Annotated in this window: 20 protein-coding genes; 12 read left to right on the top strand and 8 right to left on the bottom strand. The window is 62.0% G+C overall.

Annotated features, from left to right (window positions below; genetic code table 11):
- Positions 1-17: 17 nt before the first annotated feature.
- Complete coding sequence (locus H7H48_RS17260; protein ID WP_229450289.1) at positions 18-683, bottom strand: helix-turn-helix domain-containing protein; 666 nt, start codon at positions 681-683, stop codon at positions 18-20.
- Positions 684-915: 232 nt separating this feature from the next.
- Here H7H48_RS17260 and H7H48_RS17265 point away from each other — a divergent pair, with 232 nt between their 5' ends.
- The 8 genes from H7H48_RS17265 (at position 916) to H7H48_RS17300 (ending at position 8,360) form a co-directional block, all read left to right on the top strand.
- Positions 916-1,992, top strand: a complete 1,077-nt coding sequence (locus H7H48_RS17265; protein WP_370633416.1) for an ABC transporter permease — start codon at positions 916-918, stop codon at positions 1,990-1,992.
- Positions 1,989-2,885 (top strand): ABC transporter permease, encoded by an 897-nt coding sequence (locus tag H7H48_RS17270; RefSeq protein ID WP_223004617.1) that lies wholly within the window; start codon positions 1,989-1,991, stop codon positions 2,883-2,885. The genes H7H48_RS17265 and H7H48_RS17270 overlap by 4 nt, the downstream gene beginning before the upstream one ends.
- Positions 2,882-3,727 (top strand): ABC transporter ATP-binding protein, encoded by an 846-nt coding sequence (locus H7H48_RS17275; RefSeq protein WP_229450290.1) that lies wholly within the window; start codon positions 2,882-2,884, stop codon positions 3,725-3,727. Before H7H48_RS17270 ends, H7H48_RS17275 begins: the two co-directional genes overlap by 4 nt.
- Positions 3,724-4,476: an ABC transporter ATP-binding protein gene (locus H7H48_RS17280; RefSeq protein WP_229450291.1), complete on the top strand. Its 753-nt coding sequence runs from the start codon at positions 3,724-3,726 to the stop codon at positions 4,474-4,476. Before H7H48_RS17275 ends, H7H48_RS17280 begins: the two co-directional genes overlap by 4 nt.
- A gap of 12 nt (positions 4,477-4,488) precedes the next feature.
- Complete coding sequence (locus tag H7H48_RS17285; protein ID WP_229450292.1) at positions 4,489-4,986, top strand: GAF domain-containing protein; 498 nt, start codon at positions 4,489-4,491, stop codon at positions 4,984-4,986.
- A 90-nt stretch (positions 4,987-5,076) separates the two neighbouring features.
- On the top strand, positions 5,077-6,408 hold the full coding sequence (gene hisD / locus H7H48_RS17290) for a histidinol dehydrogenase (protein WP_229450293.1): 1,332 nt from the start codon (positions 5,077-5,079) through the stop codon (positions 6,406-6,408).
- A 102-nt stretch (positions 6,409-6,510) separates the two neighbouring features.
- The gene (locus H7H48_RS17295) at positions 6,511-7,683 is read left to right on the top strand and encodes a transporter substrate-binding domain-containing protein (RefSeq protein WP_229450294.1); all 1,173 of its coding nucleotides are present in this window, start codon (positions 6,511-6,513) and stop codon (positions 7,681-7,683) included.
- Between the two features lie 98 nt (positions 7,684-7,781).
- Entirely contained in the window at positions 7,782-8,360 is a 579-nt protein-coding gene (locus tag H7H48_RS17300) for an AAA family ATPase (protein WP_229450295.1), read from the top strand.
- Here H7H48_RS17300 and H7H48_RS17305 read toward each other — a convergent pair.
- The 6 genes from H7H48_RS17305 to H7H48_RS17330 form a co-directional block, all read right to left on the bottom strand.
- Positions 8,317-9,006: a class I SAM-dependent methyltransferase gene (locus H7H48_RS17305; protein WP_229450296.1), complete on the bottom strand. Its 690-nt coding sequence runs from the start codon at positions 9,004-9,006 to the stop codon at positions 8,317-8,319. The genes H7H48_RS17300 and H7H48_RS17305 overlap by 44 nt on opposite strands.
- Before the next feature lie 7 nt (positions 9,007-9,013).
- Entirely contained in the window at positions 9,014-9,901 is an 888-nt protein-coding gene (locus H7H48_RS17310) for an NAD(P)/FAD-dependent oxidoreductase (RefSeq protein WP_229450297.1), read from the bottom strand.
- 3 nt (positions 9,902-9,904) lie between these two features.
- The gene (locus H7H48_RS17315) at positions 9,905-10,348 is read right to left on the bottom strand and encodes an Rrf2 family transcriptional regulator (RefSeq protein WP_229450298.1); all 444 of its coding nucleotides are present in this window, start codon (positions 10,346-10,348) and stop codon (positions 9,905-9,907) included.
- A gap of 99 nt (positions 10,349-10,447) precedes the next feature.
- Entirely contained in the window at positions 10,448-10,843 is a 396-nt protein-coding gene (locus H7H48_RS17320) for a Fur family transcriptional regulator (RefSeq protein ID WP_229450299.1), read from the bottom strand.
- On the bottom strand, positions 10,840-11,661 hold the full coding sequence (znuB, locus tag H7H48_RS17325) for a zinc ABC transporter permease subunit ZnuB (RefSeq protein WP_229450300.1): 822 nt from the start codon (positions 11,659-11,661) through the stop codon (positions 10,840-10,842). The genes H7H48_RS17320 and znuB overlap by 4 nt, the downstream gene beginning before the upstream one ends.
- On the bottom strand, positions 11,654-12,523 hold the full coding sequence (locus H7H48_RS17330; RefSeq protein ID WP_229450301.1) for a metal ABC transporter ATP-binding protein: 870 nt from the start codon (positions 12,521-12,523) through the stop codon (positions 11,654-11,656). The genes znuB and H7H48_RS17330 overlap by 8 nt, the downstream gene beginning before the upstream one ends.
- Positions 12,524-12,663: 140 nt before the next feature.
- On the opposite strand from H7H48_RS17330, the gene znuA reads away from it, so the two are divergent.
- Positions 12,664-13,728, top strand: a complete 1,065-nt coding sequence (gene znuA / locus H7H48_RS17335; RefSeq protein WP_229450302.1) for a zinc ABC transporter substrate-binding protein ZnuA — start codon at positions 12,664-12,666, stop codon at positions 13,726-13,728.
- Positions 13,729-13,902: 174 nt separating this feature from the next.
- The gene (gene aztD, locus H7H48_RS17340) at positions 13,903-15,126 is read left to right on the top strand and encodes a zinc metallochaperone AztD (RefSeq protein ID WP_229450303.1); all 1,224 of its coding nucleotides are present in this window, start codon (positions 13,903-13,905) and stop codon (positions 15,124-15,126) included.
- 70 nt (positions 15,127-15,196) lie between these two features.
- Here aztD and H7H48_RS17345 read toward each other — a convergent pair whose 3' ends face one another.
- Positions 15,197-15,394 carry a CsbD family protein gene (locus tag H7H48_RS17345; protein ID WP_229450304.1) on the bottom strand — a complete coding sequence of 66 codons (198 nt, stop codon included), beginning with the start codon at positions 15,392-15,394 and terminating at the stop codon, positions 15,197-15,199.
- 165 nt (positions 15,395-15,559) lie between these two features.
- Here H7H48_RS17345 and H7H48_RS17350 point away from each other — a divergent pair, with 165 nt between their 5' ends.
- Positions 15,560-16,930: a cytochrome P450 gene (locus H7H48_RS17350; protein ID WP_229450305.1), complete on the top strand. Its 1,371-nt coding sequence runs from the start codon at positions 15,560-15,562 to the stop codon at positions 16,928-16,930.
- Positions 16,931-17,025: 95 nt separating this feature from the next.
- Complete coding sequence (locus tag H7H48_RS17355; protein WP_229450306.1) at positions 17,026-20,433, top strand: DNA methyltransferase; 3,408 nt, start codon at positions 17,026-17,028, stop codon at positions 20,431-20,433.
- Positions 20,434-20,782 lie beyond the last annotated feature (349 nt).

The raw sequence follows: 20,782 nt of genomic DNA on the forward strand, positions 1-20,782 counted from the left end.
TTCTCCTCCTTTTTGGATCAGGAATTGCTCTTGGTTTTTCTTGGTGGTTTGCCGGAGGCCTTGTCCGGCGAAACCAGTTCGATGCGATTGTTGGCCTGGCCATTGGCGCCGAACACGGTCAGCGTGCCGGTCCACAAAAGGCGGGCCGGTGTATCGGTGGTGTTCTTCCAGGCATGCGGGGTGTTGCCGCGATAATGCAGGCTGTCGCCGGCCTTCATCACCATTTCCTCGCCGTCGAGATACTGGGTGATGGTGCCTTCGAGAATGTAGATCAGCTCTTCGCCCTCATGGCTCACTGTCTCCGAGGAATAGCCGGGAGGCACGGTAAGCACGAAGGAGGATAGCTGGCTGCCGGGAAACTCCGTCCCGAGCCGCTCATAGATGATAGAGGAGCCGGCGATTGAAAACTGCTGGCGGCTTTCAGCCCGCGTCAGCCCGTCCTCGGCGCGGGGCTGGGCGACGAAATAATCGAGCCCGACACCCAGCGCGCGGGCAATACCGGCGAGCGAACCGAGCGTCGGCGTGGCGTTGTCGCGCTCCACCTGGCTCAGATAGCCCACGGAGAGGCCGGACGCCTCTCCCAGTTGCTGCAGGGTAAGGCCGAGCTGCTTTCGGCGAGCGCGTATCAGCACACCAATTCGGGTGTCGACATCGGGTGTGGCGCGGGCCGGCTGCGTGCTCAAAGATTTTTCCCCCACAAAAATTTTTTTGATGTAACCAGATTTTTTTGTATGATCCAAGCTCTTTTTTAAAGGTTCTGCAGGGCGCGAGACGGGTTTTTGCGCCGCAAAACTGCATGAAAACAGGATGTTGGCTTCTTGGTGGTGCGCGCGCCGGCTTGCAGGTCAGCTAGGGGAGAGGGGGCGCGTTTGGGGCATCCATTCAAAGAAACCGCGGCCAGAGAGCGAAAAAGCCATGGCGTTTGAACCATCCACCGGGGCTGCCGGCGCACGCATGGGCATGCTGGCCGGCCGTGCCTTTGAGGGCGTTGCGAGCGTTCTGCGTTTCGTGGTCGTCGTTGCCGGCACATTTCTCGGCCTTCTGGCCATCACCTTCTTCATCGGTCGTGTCGTCCCGATCGATCCCGTGCTCTCGGTCGTTGGCGACCGGGCGACACAGGAGGTCTATGAGGCAGCACGTCAGGCCATGGGCCTCGACCGCCCGCTCATCGTGCAGTTCTTCGCCTATGTGGGTGATGTTCTGACAGGCGATCTCGGCATGTCGATCTCCACCGGGCGTCCGGTGGTCGACGATCTGGCGCGCGTCTTCCCCGCGACGCTGGAAATGGCCACCATCGGCATCATCATCGGTGTCGTCTTGGGCGTGCCCATGGGCGTGGTAGCCGCCACGCATCAGGGCAGCTGGATCGATCAGGTGATCCGCGTGCTCGGTCTGCTCGGCTATTCGGTGCCTGCCTTCTGGCTCGGCCTTGTCGGTCTCGCCGTCTTCTATGCGGGGCTTGGCTGGGTTGCCGGTCCGGGCCGCGTCGATATCTTCTATGACGGCCTGCTCGATCCCGTGACCGGGCTTTATCTCATCGACAGCGTGATCGCCGGCGAGTGGGACATCTTCTGGAACGCGCTCGACCATCTGATGCTGCCGGCATCGATCCTCGGCTTCTTCTCGCTCGCCTATATCGCCCGCATGACGCGCTCCTTCATGCTCGACCAGCTCGGGCAGGAATACGTCACCACGGCGCGCGTAAAGGGCGTGTCCGAGCGCCGCGTCATCTGGCGGCATGCGTTCTATCCGATCCGCATCCAGCTCATCACCGTGATCGGCCTGTCCTATGCAGCACTTCTGGAAGGGTCTGTGATGATCGAAACCGTGTTCTCGTGGCCGGGCATAGGCAACTATCTCACGACCGCGCTTCTGACCGCCGACATGAACGCCGTTCTCGGCGCGACGCTGGTGATTGGCGCTGTCTTCATCATGATCAACAAGATTTCCGATGTGCTTTACCGCATCCTCGACCCGAGGGCACGCCGATGATTGACTGGCTTCTCGACGATTCCCCCACCTCGCGCCTGCAGGCCAATATGGGCCGCGCATGGCGCGTCTGGACCGCACTGTTGCGCAATCCGCTCGCCGTTGTCGGCGCGCTGATCGTGCTGGTGCTGGTCGTCATGGCGATCTTCGCACCGCTGATTGCGCCCTACTCCCCTATTGGGCAGGATCTCGCAAACCGCCTCATGCCGCCCTCCGCCGAGCACTGGATGGGCACGGATGAGCTTGGCCGCGATATCTATTCGCGCGTTGTCTATGGTGCGCGCATCACGCTTCTGATCGTCACCATGGTGGCCGTCATCGCCGCCCCCATCGGCCTCGTGGTCGGTGCGGTGTCCGGCTATTTCGGCGGCTGGGTCGACCGCGTCCTGATGGGCGTGACCGACATCTTCCTCTCCATGCCGAAGCTCATTCTGGCGCTTGCCTTCGTGGCAGCACTCGGGCCGGGCATCGAAAACGCCATCATCGCCATCGCCATCACCGCATGGCCGGTCTATGCGCGCATCGCTCGCGCCGAGACGATCACATTTCGGGATTCGGAATTCATCTCGGCGGTCAGGCTGCAGGGCGCTTCGGCGACGCGGGTCATCCTGCGTCACGTGCTGCCGCTCTGCGCGTCCTCCACCATCGTGCGCGTCACGCTCGACATGGCGGGCATCATTCTCACCGCCGCCGGCCTCGGCTTCCTCGGTCTCGGTGCGCAGCCGCCGCTTCCTGAATGGGGCGCGATGATCTCGCGCGGACGCAACTTCATCCTCGATCAGTGGTGGGTCGCCACCATGCCGGGCTTTGCGATCATTCTCGTCAGCCTCGGCTTCTGCTTCCTGGGCGATGGTCTGCGTGATGTGCTCGATCCCAAGCAGGGAGAAAAGCAATGAGCGCACCGCTGCTTGAAATCGAAAACCTGACCGTCACCTTCCCGACGTCCAGGGGACCGGTCGACGTGGTGAAGGGCATTTCCTTCTCGCTTGGCCGTGAGCGACTGGGCATCGTCGGCGAGTCCGGTTCCGGCAAGTCGATGACGGGTCGCTCCATCCTGCGGCTCATCCGCAAGCCGGGCCGCGTGACGGCGGACCGGATGACCTTCGACGGCATCGACCTTCTGTCGCAGAGCGAACGGCAGATGCGCGAGCTTCGCGGCGCGCGCATCTCCATGGTGATGCAGGACCCGAAATTCTCGCTGAACCCGGTGATGACCATCGGCGAGCAGATCGGCGAGGCGCTGCTTACCCACAAAAAGCTGCCGCGCAGCGAGCTGAAGGCGCGGGTGCTTTCCATGCTGGAAGCCGTGCGCATCAACGAACCGGAGCGGGTGGCGAACCTCTATCCGCACGAGGTTTCGGGCGGCATGGGCCAGCGCGTCATGATTGCCATGATGCTCATCCCCGAGCCCGACCTTCTGATCGCCGACGAGCCGACGTCCGCGCTCGACGTCTCGGTGCAGGCGCAGGTGCTCGACATCATCGACGATCTGGTGACCGGCAAGGGCATGGGGCTGATCCTCATCAGCCACGATCTGAACCTCGTCTCGCGCTATTGCGACCGCATCCTCGTGATGAACAGCGGCGAGATCGTTGAAACCTGCAAGGCCAGCGATCTCAACCAGGCGACGCACCCCTATACGAGGGGGCTTCTTGCGGCCATGCCGCGCATGGACGAGAACCGCGACGAACTGCCGGTGCTCGACCGCAGCACCTGGACCACGGGAGCGGGCACATGAAGAACGCCGCAATTCATCTCGAAAACCTGTCGATCAGCTACGGCAAGACGCCGGTGGTGTTCGATGTCGATTTCTGGGTCGCCGAGGGCGAGAGCTTCGCGTTGGTGGGCGAGTCGGGCTCCGGCAAGTCGACCATCCTGAAGGCGATCAGCGGGCTTGCGCCCGACTGGACCGGCAAGATTTCCGTGCTTGGAAAGCCGCGCGGCCATGCGCCGGACCGGGAGTTCGCAAAAGTCTGCCAGATGGTGTTTCAGGATCCGTATGGATCGCTGCATCCGCGCAAGACGGTGGACGATTGCCTGGCCGAACCGCTGGCCGTGCACGGCATCGGTGGACGCGACACGCGCGTGAAGGACATGCTCGACGCGGTCGGTCTCGACCAGCGTTTCCGCTTCCGCTTTCCGCACCAGCTTTCGGGCGGCCAGCGGCAGCGCGTGGCGATTGCCCGCGCGCTGATGCTGGAGCCGCGCGTGATGTTGCTCGACGAGCCCACCTCGGCGCTCGACGTCTCGGTGCAGGCGGAAATCCTGAACCTCCTGAAGAAGCTTCGCCGCGAGCAGGGGCTCACCTATCTGATGGTAACCCACAATCTGCCCGTGGTTTCCTTCCTCTGCGACCGGATGGCGGTCATGCGTCATGGCCGTGTTGTCGAGATCGCAGAGGTGGATGCGCTGAAGACGGGTCGGCTTTCCGATTCCTATTCGCGCGAACTCTACGCCGCCAGCGGCGGCACGCTCCAACCCGCATAACAGAGACTGAAAATGACCGACTACACCGGCCCGCTGGCCGAATTCGACCGAGCGCTTTCACGCGCCACGACCCCGGATGCCCCCTTCGATGCGCTTTTGGAGCTGACGCGTGCCGTGGTTGGCACGAAGCTGTTCACCTTCATGACGGCAGACATGAAGACGGAAACGGCAAGCCGTTCCTATACCTCGCATCCAGAAGAATATCCGGTCTCCGGCACCAAGCCGATCCATTATGACCGCTGGTTCGAGACGGTGCACAAGAAGCGCGAGTGCTTCGTCGCCAACACGCTGGCCGACATCGACACCGTGTTCCCCGACGCCACGCTGATCGGCAAGCTCGGCTGCGGCTCGGTCATCAACCTGCCGGTGGTGCTGGGCGATACGCTGGTCGGCACCGTCAACATGCTCGATGTCGAGCATCACTACACGCCCGAGCGCGTGGCGTTGGCGAAGGCCTGGCTCTCGGTGCCGGCAAAGGCTGCCTATCTCGCCAGCCGGGCATTGAGCTAAGCCGTTTCCCACCTTTGCCTTGGGGAAAAATAGGGTATACGTGCCGCGGGCGGCAAAGCCGCCTGTCGCACAACCCGAGGAAGAGTGAAGATGTCGAACCGCGTTGCCTGGCACGAATTGTCGAAACTGTCCGCTGACGAGCGCAAGACGCTGCTGACGCGAACGGAAGACGATCTCACTCATTTCCTCGAAAATGTCGCTCCGATCATCGACGCGGTCCGGCAAGAAGGCGATGCGGCGCTTTCCCGGTTTGCGCGCCTGTTCGACAAGGCGCAGGTGGACCCTCACGAAATTGCGGCGACGGAAGAGGATTTCGATGCCGCCTTCAAGGCGCTCGATCCCGAGATGATCGAGACGCTGGAATTCTGCGCCGACAACATCCGCCGCTTTCACGAGGCACAGCGGCCTGAAGAAATGTGGATGAAGGAAATCCGCCCCGGCGTTCTGGTCGGCGAGCGCGCCACGCCCATCGACAGCGTCGCGCTTTATTCACCGCGCGGCAAGGGCACATTCCCTTCGATGACCCTCATGACAGCGATCCCCGCCGTGGTGGCCGGCGTACCCATGCCCATCGTGCTCACCCCGCCCGGGCCTGATGGCAAGGTGGATGCGGCGACGCTGGTTGCCGCGCGCATTGCCGGTGTCAGGCATGTCTACAAGGCCGGTGGCGGTCAGGCCGTCGCCGCCGCCGCTTATGGCACGGCCACAGTGCCGCGTTGCGCCAAGTTCGAGGGGCCGGGCAGCCCGTGGATCGCGGCAGCCAAGCGCCTTCTTCAGGGGCAGATCGCCTCGCGCCTTCCTGCCGGCCCCACCGAGAGCATCGTGCTTGCCGATGAGACAGCTGATCCCGAAATCGCAGCGCTTGATCTCCTGGTCGAGGCCGAGCATGGCAGCGACAGTTCCAATTTCCTGGTCACCTGGTCCCGCGAGATCGCGGAAAAGGTGCGGGAGGCATTGCCAAAATACTGGGCCGAGATGAATGCCGAGCGCGTGCGCTATTCCTCCGATGTGCTGGGTGGAACGAGCGGCGGCATCGTGCTCGCGGACACGCCCGAACAGGCGTTCGACTTCATCAACGACTACGCGCCGGAGCATTTGCAGATCCTCTCGAAGACGCCGTTCGAATATCTGTCCCGGGTCCGCAACGCATCCGAAATCCTTCTGGGCGAGTATGCACCAGGCTCCATGGCCAATTATGCGATGGGTCCCAACGCGGTTCTGCCCACTTCGGGCATGGCGCGTGCGCATTCGCCGCTCGGCGTGCACGATTTCATGAAAACCTCGTCCATTGGCCATGTGACGGCGGAAGGCTATGCCGAATTCGCCCCCCACACCCTGCGCTTTGCCCGCTACGAAGGTTTCGACGCGCACGGAAACGCGGTGACCAGGCTCAGGAACAATCACGTGGAGAAGAAGGGCTAGAGCAGGCGCTTCGGCAGAAAACGGTAAAAAACGTATTATAAAGGTCTCCGGGTCATCCTCTTAGCCTCCCGTTGAGTGACGACATACAAACAGGAGGCTCTGATGTATTGGAGGGGCGGCCATCCGTTTCAACACGGCGCAGTTGATGAGACGCTCAGAACGTTGCTTTGGAAAGCGTTATCGCTGGTCCGTTATTGCCTGCTCCCGGTTCTGCTGTTGGTGCAGCCGGCTCCCGCGCAGGAGCCTGCCCCGGAAATCGTCCCCCAGGCTGAGATCGCCCCCCAAACTCAGATAGGCATCTTTCAAAGTCCACCCTTCGTTTCCGGCGCACCCGGCCGTTATGAGGGGATGGCGATTGAACTTTGGGAAATGGTGTCTGCCGAACTTGGGCTGACACCCCGTTACACAGCCTATCCAACCCTGCGCGAACTGGTTGCGGCGGTCAGTAGCGGGGAGGTCGATGCTGCGGTCACCAATCTCACCATCACCCGGCGGCGTGCCGAGGCAGTTTCATTCAGCCAGCCCTGGTACGATTCGGGAATGCGCATCATGGTTCCCGACGAGGGAACGTCCAGCTTTGGAAGCGTCGTGTCGGGCTTGCGCAATGCGGGCCATTTGCGTGCCTACGCATGGCTGGTGTTGGTGATCGTGGTGTCCACCATTCTGTTGACCCTGTTCGACCGCCGTTTCGACAAGGACTTCCCGCGTCGATGGAGGGAAGGGATCGCAGAGAGTTTCCACCATGTGATGTCCATTGCGACCACTGGCAAGGCTTCGCGAAAAAACCTGTTTGGTTGGGTGGGGCGGATCTGGTCCGCTCTCTGGTTGGTCTGCGGCGTGGCGGTGGTTGCATATATTACATCGTCTGTAACGAGCGTCATGACCGCGGTTTCTCTCGAACAGCAGATTGATTCTCTGGCTGATCTTCCCGGAAAAACCACAGGTGTCATTGCCGATAGCTCGGCTGAGGACTATCTCGCCGAACTCGGCATTGCGACACGCCCCTACAAGGATCTCGACGCAGCCGTTGCGGCGTTGAAAAGCGGCCGTGTGGATGCGATCGTCGGCGATGCTCCCGTTCTGGAGTATCACGCACACCACAATCCGGACGACGAAATGACGGTGGTGGGCAGTCTCTTCCACCCCGACAAATATGGCTTCGCTTTCCCTCATGAGAGCGCGTTGGCGCGCCAAGTTACCTTGAAGATACTCGCATTGCGGGAAAGCGGAGAATTGGAGGAACTGCGCCTCAAATATTTCGGCAGCACGCCCTAGATCGGCCGGGCCTTGTTGTGCGCATTCAATGGCGGTTGACATCGGCATGAGCAAGGCGCATTTCAGCCACCCCTCGCACGCAACTCACCGGTGATCCTATGCAGCCTCTTGCTTCGCTCGGCGAGCGGATTGTCATTCTCGGCCCGTCCAACGCTGGAAAATCAACGCTGGCTCTCGCCCTGTCCGCAAAACTCGGTTTGCCGGCGGTCCATCTCGATCAATTGCAACATTTGCCCGGCACCGACTGGCAACCCCGGTCGGAGGCCGAGTTCAAGGCCCTGCATGACGCAGCGATCGAGAAAGACCAATGGGTGATGGAGGGCAATTATTCCCGTCTCATGCCGCAGCGCCTGGCTCGTGCCACCGGCATCATTCTCATCACATCCAGCCCGTGGCTGCGCATCGGTCGATATCTGAAGCGGACCCTGATCAACCGGGCTGATCGCGCCGGGCATCTGGAAGGCGCCCGGGACAGCATCAAATGGGAGATGATCCACTGGATCCTCGTCAAAACCCGCGACAGCGACAAAAAATATGCGGAAATTGTCCGCGCCTCGGGCCTTCCGGCCGTTGAATGCCACACAGCCCGCGCGCTGAACGAACTTTACCGCGTCTGGGGGTTGTCCTCTCCGGTCATGAAACCGGAAGCGCGCGGCACACCCAACCCCGGAAGCTGAAGCCTGCATAGAACAGTTCCACATCTCCAAAGCCCGCTTCCTGAAGCAGGGCTTCATCTTCTTCGGGTGACAATGCCGGCAAGCTTTTCCGCATGGCTTCGATCTGCGCAATCACACGGTTTGACGCCTCCCCCGAAGCGGCGTGAAAGCGGGCATTGCGTCTTAGCCATTGTTCGCCGGCAGATGTGTCTATGGGAAAGGAGTGGTGCGCCACCACAAGCGGTGCGCCTGGTTTGAGCCGGTGACGCAGCGCCCGCAGCGTGTCGAGTCGGGCAGCGCGCGGCAGGAAATGAAGGGTGAGAAAGCAGGACGCGCCGTCAAAGCACCCATCGGGCGCGTCTTCGATATAGCCTTGGTGAAAGGTGACCCGGTCCTGCAGAGGACCGAGCGTGGTGCGGGCCAGCGCCAGCATATCCGCGGAGGGGTCGACCCCCTCGAAGCGCCAACCGGGATACGCCCGTGCGAAACTGCGCAATTCAAGCCCGCCGCCCGCACCGAGCACGAGGATGTGCCCGTTCCACGGGGCATGCTCCGCCAGAAGAATGCCTGCCATCCGGTGCATGTCGGCGAGACCCGGCACCTGGCGCGTCACGCGCTCCTCATACCCCTCCGCCGCAGTGGTGGCTATCATGTGTGAAGGAGGCATGCAGGTCCTATCCGGGCCAGACCAGCGAGCGGTGAACCTGTGCGCCGGCCATCGCGCCGTCTGCCACGGCAAGCGATACGGAATGCGGTGCCAGCGCGACATCGCCACAGGCAAAGACGCCCGGAATGCTGGTTTCCTTGGATGCATCCGTTTTGATTTGCGTCCCCATGGGCGTCTCCTGAAGCGCGCAGCCGAGCGCCACCGGAAGGTCGCTTGCAGGCTCTACACGCGGCGCGACAAAGAGACCGGAAAAGGAGAGCTTCCGACCATCTCTAAGTTCCACATCCGCTTGCCCGGCAATCCGTGAAATTCCGGCTGTTTCGATGTTCACGCCGCGCTGGACGAGCCGGTCGCATGTTTCAGGGTCCAGCGTCAGCGCATCGTTGGGCAGGAAGGTGACGGCCCCCCACTCGGTCAGAAGCTCGGCCTGATGGGTCGACATGGCACCACTGCCGATCACGCCGATACGACCCCTGTTCAACTCATAGCCATGGCAATAGGGGCAATGGAAGATACTCCTGCCCCAGCGCTCCACCATCCCGTCGATGGCCGGCAGATGATCGCGCACACCCGTGGCGAGAATCACGCGGCGGCCGGTATGGTGCGCCCCATCCGCGCATTCCACCACAAAACGGTCGCGCTCGCCGGAAACGGCAGTAGCGTTTCCGGTAAGGATGCTGATGGTCTGATAGGCTTCAAGTTGCCTTCGGGCCTCCAGTGCGATCTCCGCCGCGCCGGCACCGTCGCGGCTCAGGAAGCCGTGGGAGTGGTTTGCAGTTCTGTTTCGTCTTCGGCCCGCATCGACGATCGTAACCCTGCGTCGGGCTCTTGCAAGTTGAAGTGCCGCAGCCATGCCTGCATAGCTACCGCCGATGATGATGACATCCTGATCCATCGTCTAGCGTCCTTGTTTTCGCTGCTCGGCGTATCGGCGCGAGAAATCGGCGGCGAGATCGGCGAGCGTGATTTCTGAAAAGCGTTCCAGGAGAAGGGCTTCTGCCTTGATGAACGTGTCGTCGAGTGCTGCGTTGACTGCCTGTTCCACCAGGCATTCGGGTGTCTCATTGCGGTTTCCCATCGCAAAGAACGCCGGTTCCCCAAGGGCTGAATGAAGCTGGCGCAGCGTCACGGTGTTGAGATCGACCGCGATACGCCACCCGCCAGAATGCCCACGATCCGACGTCACAATCCCTGCTTCGCGCAGAAGCCCCATGGTACGTCGCACAACCACGGGATTGGTGTGCAGACACTCGGCAAGCTTGTCGGATGTCATCGGCCCGTCCTCTTCGGCCATGTGAAGAAGCGCGTGCAGAACGGAGGAAAGGCGGCTGTCTCGTTTCATGTAACTTATGTAGTTACGATTCGAGGCGCGCGTCAAGGAGCGGGATCTGAAATACGTTTAGAAAATGTTTGAAGACGTGAGCAGCTTGTGGAACGACGCTCAGGCCTTGCCCACACACCCGCCGCAATTTCCGCGGATCTCGATCGTCGTCTTGGCCGGTCTGAAACCGTGTGCGCGCGTCCAGCCGTCGAGGCGGTCCTTGACCACATCGTCGGAAAACTCCTCCACCTTGCCGCAGGCCTCGCAGATGGCAAAGGCGATCAGCTCCTGTTCATGGCAATTGGGGTGCGCGCAGGCAACAAAGGCGTTGAGACTTTCGAGCCGGTGCACCAGTCCCATCTCCGTCAGCTTGTCGAGTGCGCGATAGACTTGCAGAGGCGCGCGCAGCCCGTCATCGCGCAGCCGGTCGAGGATCGTGTAGGCACTGAGCGGCGCCTCGGCGCCCGACAGCGTCTTCATCACCAGCGTCTGGTTACGGGTCAGATCGGCACTCATGGTTTGGTCTCCGCGGAGGACGTTTCCGTTTTCATCACGGGGGAGGGCGCGAGGCTGAGCACAAAGAGCGCGAGCGCCGCCACCACGATGGACGGACCCGAAGGTGTATCGAATTGCAGCGAGGCCGTCAGCCCGCCGGCCACGGAAATTGCGCCGATCAACGCGGCAAGCACGGCCATGATTTCGGGGCTGCCCGCAAAGCGTCGCGCGGTGGCGGCCGGGATGATCAGCAACGCCGTGATAAGCAGGATGCCCACCAGCTTCATGGCGATGGCGATCACCGCTGCCATCAGCAGCATGAAGATGAGGCGCGAGCGTTCCGGTCGCAACCCTTCGGCCTGAGCGATATCAGGATTGACGGTCGCAGCCAGCAATGGTCGCCACAGCCAGACAAGCAGGGCAAGAACCAGGCCGCCGCCGCCGTAAATGATCGCGATATCCGTTCTCGATACGGCAAGAATGTCGCCGAACAGAAAGCCCATGAGGTCCACCCGCACCCAGGTCATGAAGGCGACCATGACAAGACCGAGCGCAAGGGTTGAATGCGACAGGATGCCGAGCAGAGCGTCCGTGGAAAGCGCGCGACGGCGTTCCAGAAGGATAAGCGCCAGCGAGGCAAGTGCAGCCACCAGAAAGACACCCACCATAAGGTTGATCTCCATCACCAGCGAGAGCGCCACGCCCAGCAGCGCGGAATGCGCCATGGTGTCGCCGAAATAGGCCATGCGCCGCCACACGACAAAACAACCGAGCGGACCCGTGACAAGCGCAAGCCCGATACCGGCAAAAAGCGCGCGGATGAAGAAATCGTCAAGCATCGCGGCCTCCCTCTACTGACGGTTCGGTATCCGCATGATCATGATGGTGGTGGCCGTCGTCGGGATGGCAATGCGCGGTTATCGTCCCATCGGCGTGGCGCACACGGCCATCGGCCAGATGCGTGTGGTCATGATGGTGGCGGTAGAGCGCCAGCGATTCTGCGGCGCGCGTTCCGAACAGTTTCCTGTATTCGGGACTGTCCATCACGCTTTGCGGTTCCCCGCGGCAACACACATGGCCGTTAAGGCAGATCACCGTATCGGTATCGGCCATCACGATGTGCAGATCGTGCGAAATCATCAATATGCCGCAACCGGTCCGGTCCCTGATGTCGCGGATCAGCTCATAGAGCGCCACTTCTCCGGTAAAATCCACGCCCTGTACCGGCTCATCGAGCACCAGAAGATCCGGCTTGCGAAGCATGGCCCGCGCCAAAAGCGCTCGCTGAAACTCGCCGCCCGAAAGCGCTGCCACCTGCCGGGCGGCCAGATGCGCCACGCCGGCCGCCTCGAGCGCCCCGGAAATCTCCTTTCGGCCTGCCGAAGCCGTGAGCGTCATCAGTCGCTCCACGCTGAGAGGCAGTGTCCAGTCGAGCGCAATTTTCTGTGGCACGTAGCCGATCCGAAGGGCGCTTGCGCGGTGCACATGCCCCTCGTTCGGCTGAATGACGCCGATCGCTGTCTTGGCCGTCGTGCTCTTGCCGGATCCGTTCGGGCCGATCAGCGTGACTATCTCGCCCCTTCTAACGGCAAGATCCACGCCGCGCACCAGCCATCGCCCACCGCGATTGACGCCAGCATTGTGCATCTCCACCAGCATGTCGCCACTGGGTTGGGCATGTGTTTTTGATTTTTCCAGCATGGTCATTTTTCCGACTTGTCAGCGGATATGGCACACGTTATAGCGTAACGCAAGGATGTGTAATGTCATAACATTATTGTTAAGATTGCATTTGCGATCATGCATTCGCCCGTTCGTTCGACGCCTGACAGGAGCCAGCCATGAAATCCTTCCGCCTCTTACTCGCCGCTGCATCCTCCCTTGCGCTGCTGGCACCGGGAGGGGTCACGGGCGCGTTCGCAGCCGATCAGGAAGTTGTGACTTCCATCAAGCCGGTTCACTCGCTGGTGGCCGGGGTGATGGAAGGTGTCGGCGAGCCGCAGCTCATCCTGCAGGGCGCCGGCTCGCCGCACACCTATTCCATGCGCCCCTCCCAGGCGCGCATGCTGGCCGCTGCCGATGTCGTGTTCTGGGTCGGCCCCAATCTGGAGGTCTTTCTGGCAAAACCGCTTGAAACACTGGCTGGCGAGGCCAGGTTGGTGACGCTCTCCGAAAGCGAGGGCATCAAGCTGCTCCACATGCGGGAGGGCGGTGCGTTCGAAGCGCATTCCCATGGCGATGAAGACGGTCACGGTGATCATGAGGAAGGCCATGGTCACGAGGAGGGTGAGAAGGATCACGCCGAAACGGACCATGCCCATGACGACCATGCAAATGACGACCATGCACATGACGACGATGCACATGAGGGACACGACCACCACGATCATGGCCCCGACGCCCACATCTGGCTTGATCCCGAAAATGCGAAAGCCATCGTCAGCGCCATCGCCGAGGCCCTGAGCGAAACCGATGCGGAGAATGCCTCAGCCTACGCTGCCAATGCGGCGAAGCTCAACGAGCGCATCGATGCTTTGAGCGCGGAGATTGCGGACGAGCTCGAGCCCGTCAGGAACCGCCCCTTCATCGTCTTCCACGATGCCTATCAGTATTTTGAAAAGCGTTTCGGCCTTGCCGCTGCCGGCTCGATCACCGTCAGCCCCGAGGTCATTCCCGGCGCGCAGCGCGTGGATGAGATCCGAACCAAGGTTCGTGAACTCGACGCCGCCTGCGTCTTTGCAGAGCCCCAGTTCGAGCCGAGGCTCGTGGAGGTCGTGACCGAGGGCACCAATGCCAGATCCGGTGTTCTCGATCCGCTGGGCGCCGAGATCACCGACGGACCAGACCTCTATTTCGAATTGATGCGCGGCATGGCGTCGTCGTTCAAGAGCTGCCTCGCCAAGTAGCCGGTTCTCCGGCCACCGCCAGCGATCTGCCAGCAAAGCTGCCGTCGCCCTCAAATGCGGGCGCGGGAGCTGGCATCAGCCGCCACGTCGGCTGACCTGCCGCGACAGACCGCCTGGACGAGACCAAAACACTCAACCCAAGCTTGTAATGTTATAACAAACAGGAGAATAGTAATGCGCCCATTCTATCATCTCATGAAACCGGGGGTGCTTGCCCTTGGCACCGCACTCGCCACCATACAGCCCCTTCACGCGGATGAAAAGGAAGCCTGGCGGCTGTTCATCGCCGATCACAGCGAACCGGTTCTGCGCGCCCTGGACGCGGAGAAAGGGGAGGTGCTCGAAACCTTCCGGCTCAAGGCCCCGGCACGCATCTATGCGACCGAGAGCAATGAAACCGTCTTTGCCGTGCAGCGCGATGCGAACACGGTTACGGCCTTCTCCACCGGCATCCATTTCGATGATCACGGCGATCATGCGGATATGGAGGTCACGGCACCCAGGGCGCTGGAGGGCTCGATCAATGGCGATCAGCCAGTGCATTTCGTCGCGCATTTCGGTGAGATCGCGCTCTTTTTCGACGGCGAGGGTGTCGCGCGCCTCGTATCGGAAAAGGCGGTTTCCGAGGGAAAGCCCGACATGCGCGAAATCAGGACCTCAGCCCCTCATCACGGCGTTGTCATCCCCTATGGCGCACACGCGATCGCAACGGTGCCCAACAGCAAGGATCCGAGCGAATTACCCGAGGGTGTTCAGGTGGTGGATGCAAAGGGCGCAGCCATCGGCGAGCCCGCTGCCTGCCCCGGTCTGCACGGTGAAGCGACCTCCGGCAACATCACGGCAATCGCCTGTGATACGGGGCTACTTCTCATCACGGGAGGCCGCAACGATGCCCCGGAAATCCGCCACATCGCCTATAGCGATGGCCTCCCGGAAGACCTCAAGGTCTCGACCCTCGCCGGCGGCAAGGCGCTGCAGTATTTCCTTGGAAATTTCGGCAAGTCCAATCTCGTGCTGATCGACCCCGAGGATGAAGACGCCTTCCGTCTGATCGAGCTCCCGGTACGCGCCGTGCATTTCGTGGTTGATCCGGTGCGGCCCAAATTCGCCTATGTCTTCACCGAGGACGGCAATCTCAACCGCATCAATGTCCTGTCCGGCAAGATCGACCGGTCGCTTGAGCTCACGGAACCCTACTCCATGGACGGGCACTGGTCCGATCCACGCCCGCGCATCGCTGTCACGCATGACGAGATCATGGTCACCGACCCGCTCAAGAGCGTTGTCCATGCCATCGATGCGGTTAGTTTCGAGAAGGCCCGCGACATCGCGGTGGAAGGCATGCCCTACAACATCGTCGCCGTCGGCGGCTCGGGCGAAAGCCACGAAAACCACTGATCGCAGATGATTGCAAAGACAAAGCCCCGCTGTTTCCGGCGGGGCTCTTCATTGTCATGCCGCGTTGCGGTCAGTGGCGGGAAAGCCAGTCGTCGATCTCGCGCTCGGCCTCTTCCTCGGCCTTGCCATAGCGTTCCTGCAGCTTGCCGGCCAGCTCTTTGCGATTGCCGCGAACGACATCCAGGTCGTCATTGGTGAGCTTGCCCCACTGCTGCTGGACTTTGCCCTTGAACTGTTCCCAGTTCCCTTCGATCTGATTCCAATTCATGTCGGTATCCTTCCGTTTTGGAAAGGAGTGCACTCCGGTTGAGATCATCGGCCTAGGTGCCTCGATAATGCTTGAGCCATCATGTGGTTCCCGCCTTGTTTTCGCCATACGCCGATTTGAACGCCGGGGCTCCCGTCCCTAGATTAAGCGGGAAAGGAACCTTTGATGGAAAGCCAGCCCGCGCCTTTCGTGCCGCCTGCGCCGCGCCCGCGCACCAGCCCACCCTCGACCCTCCAGATGATGCGGATCGTCTATCGCAATCCGCTCGAACTGTGGGGTGAGCCCTCCTACAACGAACCGTGGATTTCCATCGACAACACGATCGGCGGCCCGCTCGTCATCGCCAATGATCCGGGCCTCATCCGCCATGTCCTCGTCGACAACGCGAAAAACTACCGGATGGCCCGCGTGCGCCAGAAGATCCTGCGCCCGATCCTGCGCGATGGCCTCTTAACGGCCGAGGGTGCGGTCTGGCGCCGTTCACGCAAGGCCATGGCTCCGGTCTTCACCCCGCGCCACATCGCCGGCTTCGCTAAGCCGATGCTCGAGCGCACCCAGGCCTTCGTCGCACGATACGAAAACGTGAACCAACCGGTCGATGTCTCCCGCGACATGACGCTCCTCACCTTCGACATTCTCGCCGAGACGCTCTTTTCCGGCGAGATCGCCGGCGAGCCCGGCAGTTTCGCCCATCAGGTGGATCGCCTGTTCGAGACCATGGGCCGCGTCGACCCGCTCGATCTTCTGGGCGCACCCGACTGGCTCCCGCGCATCACGCGTCTTCTGGGCCGCAATTCGCTAAAATTCTTCCGCGACATCGTTGCCGAGACGATGGCCATGCGCCGCGAGAAGATGGCGTCCGGCCACGACGTGCGGGAAGACTTTCTCACGCTCCTCCTGCGCGCCGAGGGGCCGGAAGGCCTCACCCGTGCGGAGATCGAGGACAACATCATCACCTTCATCGGTGCCGGCCACGAAACCACGGCGCGCGCTCTCGGCTGGACGATCTATTGCCTCGCCTCAGCCCCGTGGGAGCGTGAAAAGGTCGAGGCCGAGATCGACGCAGTGCTCGCACACGAACCCGACCCGGTGAAATGGCTCGATGCCATGCCCTTCACCCGCGCCGCCTTCGAGGAGGCGATGCGCCTTTATCCACCCGCGCCCTCGATAAACCGCGAAGCGCTCGCGGAAGATGGCTACCGCGATTTCACCATCGTCAAGGGTGCACAGGTGCTCGTCATGCCGTGGACGGTCCATCGCCACCGGCTCCTGTGGGATGAGCCGGATGCCTTCATGCCGTCGCGTTTCCACCCCGGGAACCGCGAAGAGCTCGACCGCTATCAGTATCTGCCCTTCGGCGCCGGCCCGCGCGTGTGCATCGGCGCCAGTTTCGCCATGCAGGAGGCCGTCATCGCGCTCGCCATCCTCCTCTCCCGCTTCCGCTTCGACACGCTGCCGGACACGAAGCCCTGGCCCGTCCAGAAGCTCACCACCCAGCCCCAGGGCGGCCTGCCGATGCGCGTGTCGCGGCGCTGAAACGCGCGCCCCCCATTCACCATTCACTCCCCCATCACCGCCTTGCCTTTCAACGGCGGTTGCATAAAGTGCAACCCGTAGCGACCGGGGGAAGCATGGACGTCGAGGCATTCATAGAGCGCTGGACCGCGCGCGAGGGCGGGGCAGAGCGCGCCAATTACGCCATGTTCATCACCGAATTGTGCGATGTGCTGGGCCTGCCCCATCCCGATGTCGCCGGCTCCGAAACCGCGCTGAATGACTATGTGTTCGAGCGCGCCGTGAAACCGCGCCGGAGCGAAGGCACCACCGCCCCAAAGCGCATCGACCTTTATAAGAAAGGCGCCTTCATCCTGGAGGCCAAGCAGTCGCGCATGAAACAGGGGCGCGGCGCCGAGCAGCCGGCACTCTTTGCCGAAGAGCCCGCCCCGCGCGGCAAACGCACCGTCGCCCGCGGCTGGGACCGCATGATGCTGGAGGCGCGCCGTCAGGCCGAGGATTATGTCTTCCGCCTCGATGCCAGCCATCCCGCGCCGCCCTTCATTCTCGTCTGCGATGTCGGCCACGCCATCGAGATCTTTGCCGATTTCACCGGCACCGGCCGCGCCTACGACCAGTTTCCCGACCGCCGTGGCTTCCGCATCTATATGGAAGATCTGCGCGACGAGGCGATCCGCGAGCGCCTGCGCAAGATCTGGACCGATCCCGAAGCGCTCGACCCCACGCGCGAATCCGCCCGCGTCACCCGCGAGATCGCCGAAAGGCTCGCCGCCGTCAGCAAGGCGCTGGAGAAGAAGCACCCGCCCGAAGAGGTGGCGCATTTTCTCATGCGCTGCATTTTCACCATGTTCGCCGAGGATGTGGCGCTCCTGCCGGAGGCCTCCTTCACCGGCCTTCTGGAAGACTGCACCAAATCGCCCGATGCCTTCGTCCCGCTGGTCGAGGACCTCTGGAAAAAGATGGACGCGCCAAGGCGTGACGACCGTTTCTTCTCCGCCTTCCGCACCCATCTGCGCCATTTCAACGGCAATTTGTTCAAGAATGCCCGCGCCTTCCCGCTGGGGCGGGAAGAGATCGGCGAGCTCTGGCAGGCGGCAAAAGCAAAATGGACCGAGGTCGACCCCGCCATTTTCGGCACGCTGCTCGAACAGGCGCTGGAGCCCACCGAGCGGCGCAAGCTCGGCGCGCATTACACCCCGCGCACCTATGTGCAGCGTCTGGTGGAAGTCACCGTCATGGAGCCCCTGCGTGATGACTGGCGCAAGGTGCTCACCCGCGCCGAAACCGCCAAGGAGAGCGGCAAGGAAAAGGATGCCGTCAAGCTGGTCAAGGCGTTCCACCATCAGCTTTGCGAAACCCGCGTGCTCGACCCCGCCTGCGGCACGGGCAATTTCCTCTATGTCAGTCTGGAGCTGATGAAAAAGCTCGAAGGCGAGGTGCTGGAAACACTGGCCCGCCTTGGCGAGACCGAGGCGCTGGGGCTGGAGGGCGAAACCGTCGATCCGCACCAGTTTCTGGGTCTGGAGATCAACCCGCGCGCCGCGGCCATCGCCGAGCTTGTCGTGTGGATCGGCTATCTGCAACAGCATTATAAAAACCGCGATGGCCACCCCGCCGAGCCGATCCTCAAGGCGTTCAAAAACATCAATTTCGGCCGGCGCGAGGGCTATGACGCGGTGCTGACATGGGATGGCCATCCCGTGCCGACAATCGTGGAAAAGGATGGCGAGCGCGTGGAAACCTGCCCCAATCCACGCCGGCCCGACTGGCCAGAGGCGGAGTTCATCGTCGGCAACCCGCCCTTTGTCGGCGGCAAGGACATTCGCTCGCGCATGGGCTCGCTCTATGCCGAGGCGCTGTGGGCCGCGCACAAACACATGAATGAGAGCGCGGATTTCGTCATGTATTGGTGGGACCGCGCCGCCGAGCTTCTGACGCGAAAGAAAACCCCGCTGCGTCGTTTCGGCTTCGTCACCACCAATTCCATCAGCCAGGTGTTCCAGCGCCGCGTCATGGAGCGCCACCTCAATGCCAAAAAGCCCATAAGCCTCATCTATGCCGTGCCCGACCACCCCTGGACAAAGGCAACCCGCGACAGCGCGGCGGTGCGCATCGCCATGACCGTGGGCGCAGCCGGCAGCCATGAGGGGCTTTTGCGCGACGTGGTGCGCGAGGCGGCGCTGGACACCGACGAGCCGAGAATCGTGTTTGAAAACCGGGTGGGGAAGATCAATTCGGATTTGAGCGTGGGGGTGGATGTGTCTGCTGCGGAAGCTCTGTTGTCCAACACTGGGCTCAGCTCTCGCGGCGTTATGCTTTTTGGTGCGGGGTTCATCGTTTCCCCACAAGAAGCGCAGCATTTGGGTCTGGGCGAAATAGAGGGTCTGGAGAAACACATACGAGAGTACCGCAATGGGCGTGACCTTACCTCCAAACCTCGTGGGGTTATGGTGTTGGATTTCTTCGGCCAAACTCCAGAGGAAATCCGTTCTCGCTATCCTCGCTGCTACCAGCACCTACTTGAGAAGGTGAAAACCGAAAGAGATCACAATCGTGATCGCGCAATTCGGGAAAGTTGGTGGGAGTTCGGCCGTCCCCGCAGCGAGATACGCCCGGCACTCGAAAACCTCCCCCGCTACATCGCAACCGTCGAAACCACGAAACACCGCGTTTTCCAGTTTCTCGATGCCTCGATCTTGGCGGACAACAAAATTGTTGTCATCGCCTTGGCATCCGCCGTCGAACTGGCGCTTCTTTCTTCGAGGTTACATGTCCATTGGGCTACCACCTTGGGAGGTTGGTTAGGATATGGAAACGACCCCGTTTACATAAAATCCCGCTGCTTCGACCCCTTCCCATTCCCCGATCCCTCCGATGCCCTGCGCGAAAAGCTCCGCGCTGCCGGAGAAGAACTCGATGCCACGCGCAAAAAGGTTCTGGCCGAGCATCCCGATCTCACCATGACCGGGCTTTACAACGTGCTGGAAAAGCTCAAATCCGGCGAGGCGCTTTCGGATAAGGACGAGGATGTGAAGACGCGCGGCCTCGTGCTGATCCTCAAAGAGCTGCACGAAACCATCGACCGGCTCACCGCCGAGGCCTATGGCTGGCCGCACGATCTCTCCGACGAGGAAATCCTCGAACGTCTGGTCGCGCTCAATGCCGAGCGGGCGAAGGAGGAGGCGGCAGGGCATGTTCGCTGGCTGCGGCCGGAGTATCAGATCCCCCGTTTCGCAAAGGGCGCTGCCGCAAAAAGCGGCGAGCTGGCGCTCGATGCGCCGGTGGTCGCCATCGACAGGGACAGGCCCTCCTTCCCCACCGATGCCTACGAGCAGCCGCTTGCGGTGGAGCGTATTCTTGCCGTCGAGGCCCGCCCCATGGCGGCAGCCGAGATCGCCCGCCAGTTCAAGCGCGGCGGCAAGCGCATCGAGGGCAGGGTGGAGCAGCATCTGCGCACGCTGGCCGCCTATGGCCACGTCACCGCGCTGCCCGACGGCACCTACGCCGCCCGCCGCGCAGCCTGAGCCCCCCCACTGCTTCGTCGTCCTCGGGCCCGACCCGAGGACCCATGCCGCAACACCGGGGATAAACGAAGCCCTGCAGGGAAATGCGCAAATTTTTCTCACCCGCCCCCCGTCACCCTCGCAACCGCATGGCTCCCATGGTCAAACCACGGGACGACCACGCGGTTGAAGCGCGTTCCCTACTCGCTATTCGCTACTCGCTCTTTTCTCCCCACCCCCAAAATCTCCACTACACTCCCCCCATCGCCCCTGTCGGGAACCGGGTCCGGAGCCGGGGATCAGGAGGGGCGACGGCAGCCTCCCCCTCGGGTTCGGTGACCCGAGGCCTGTGAGGGCCCGCGAAAGGCCG

It is taken from the genome of Nitratireductor sp. B36, from assembly GCF_020833685.1.
Lineage (GTDB): Bacteria > Pseudomonadota > Alphaproteobacteria > Rhizobiales > Rhizobiaceae > Nitratireductor.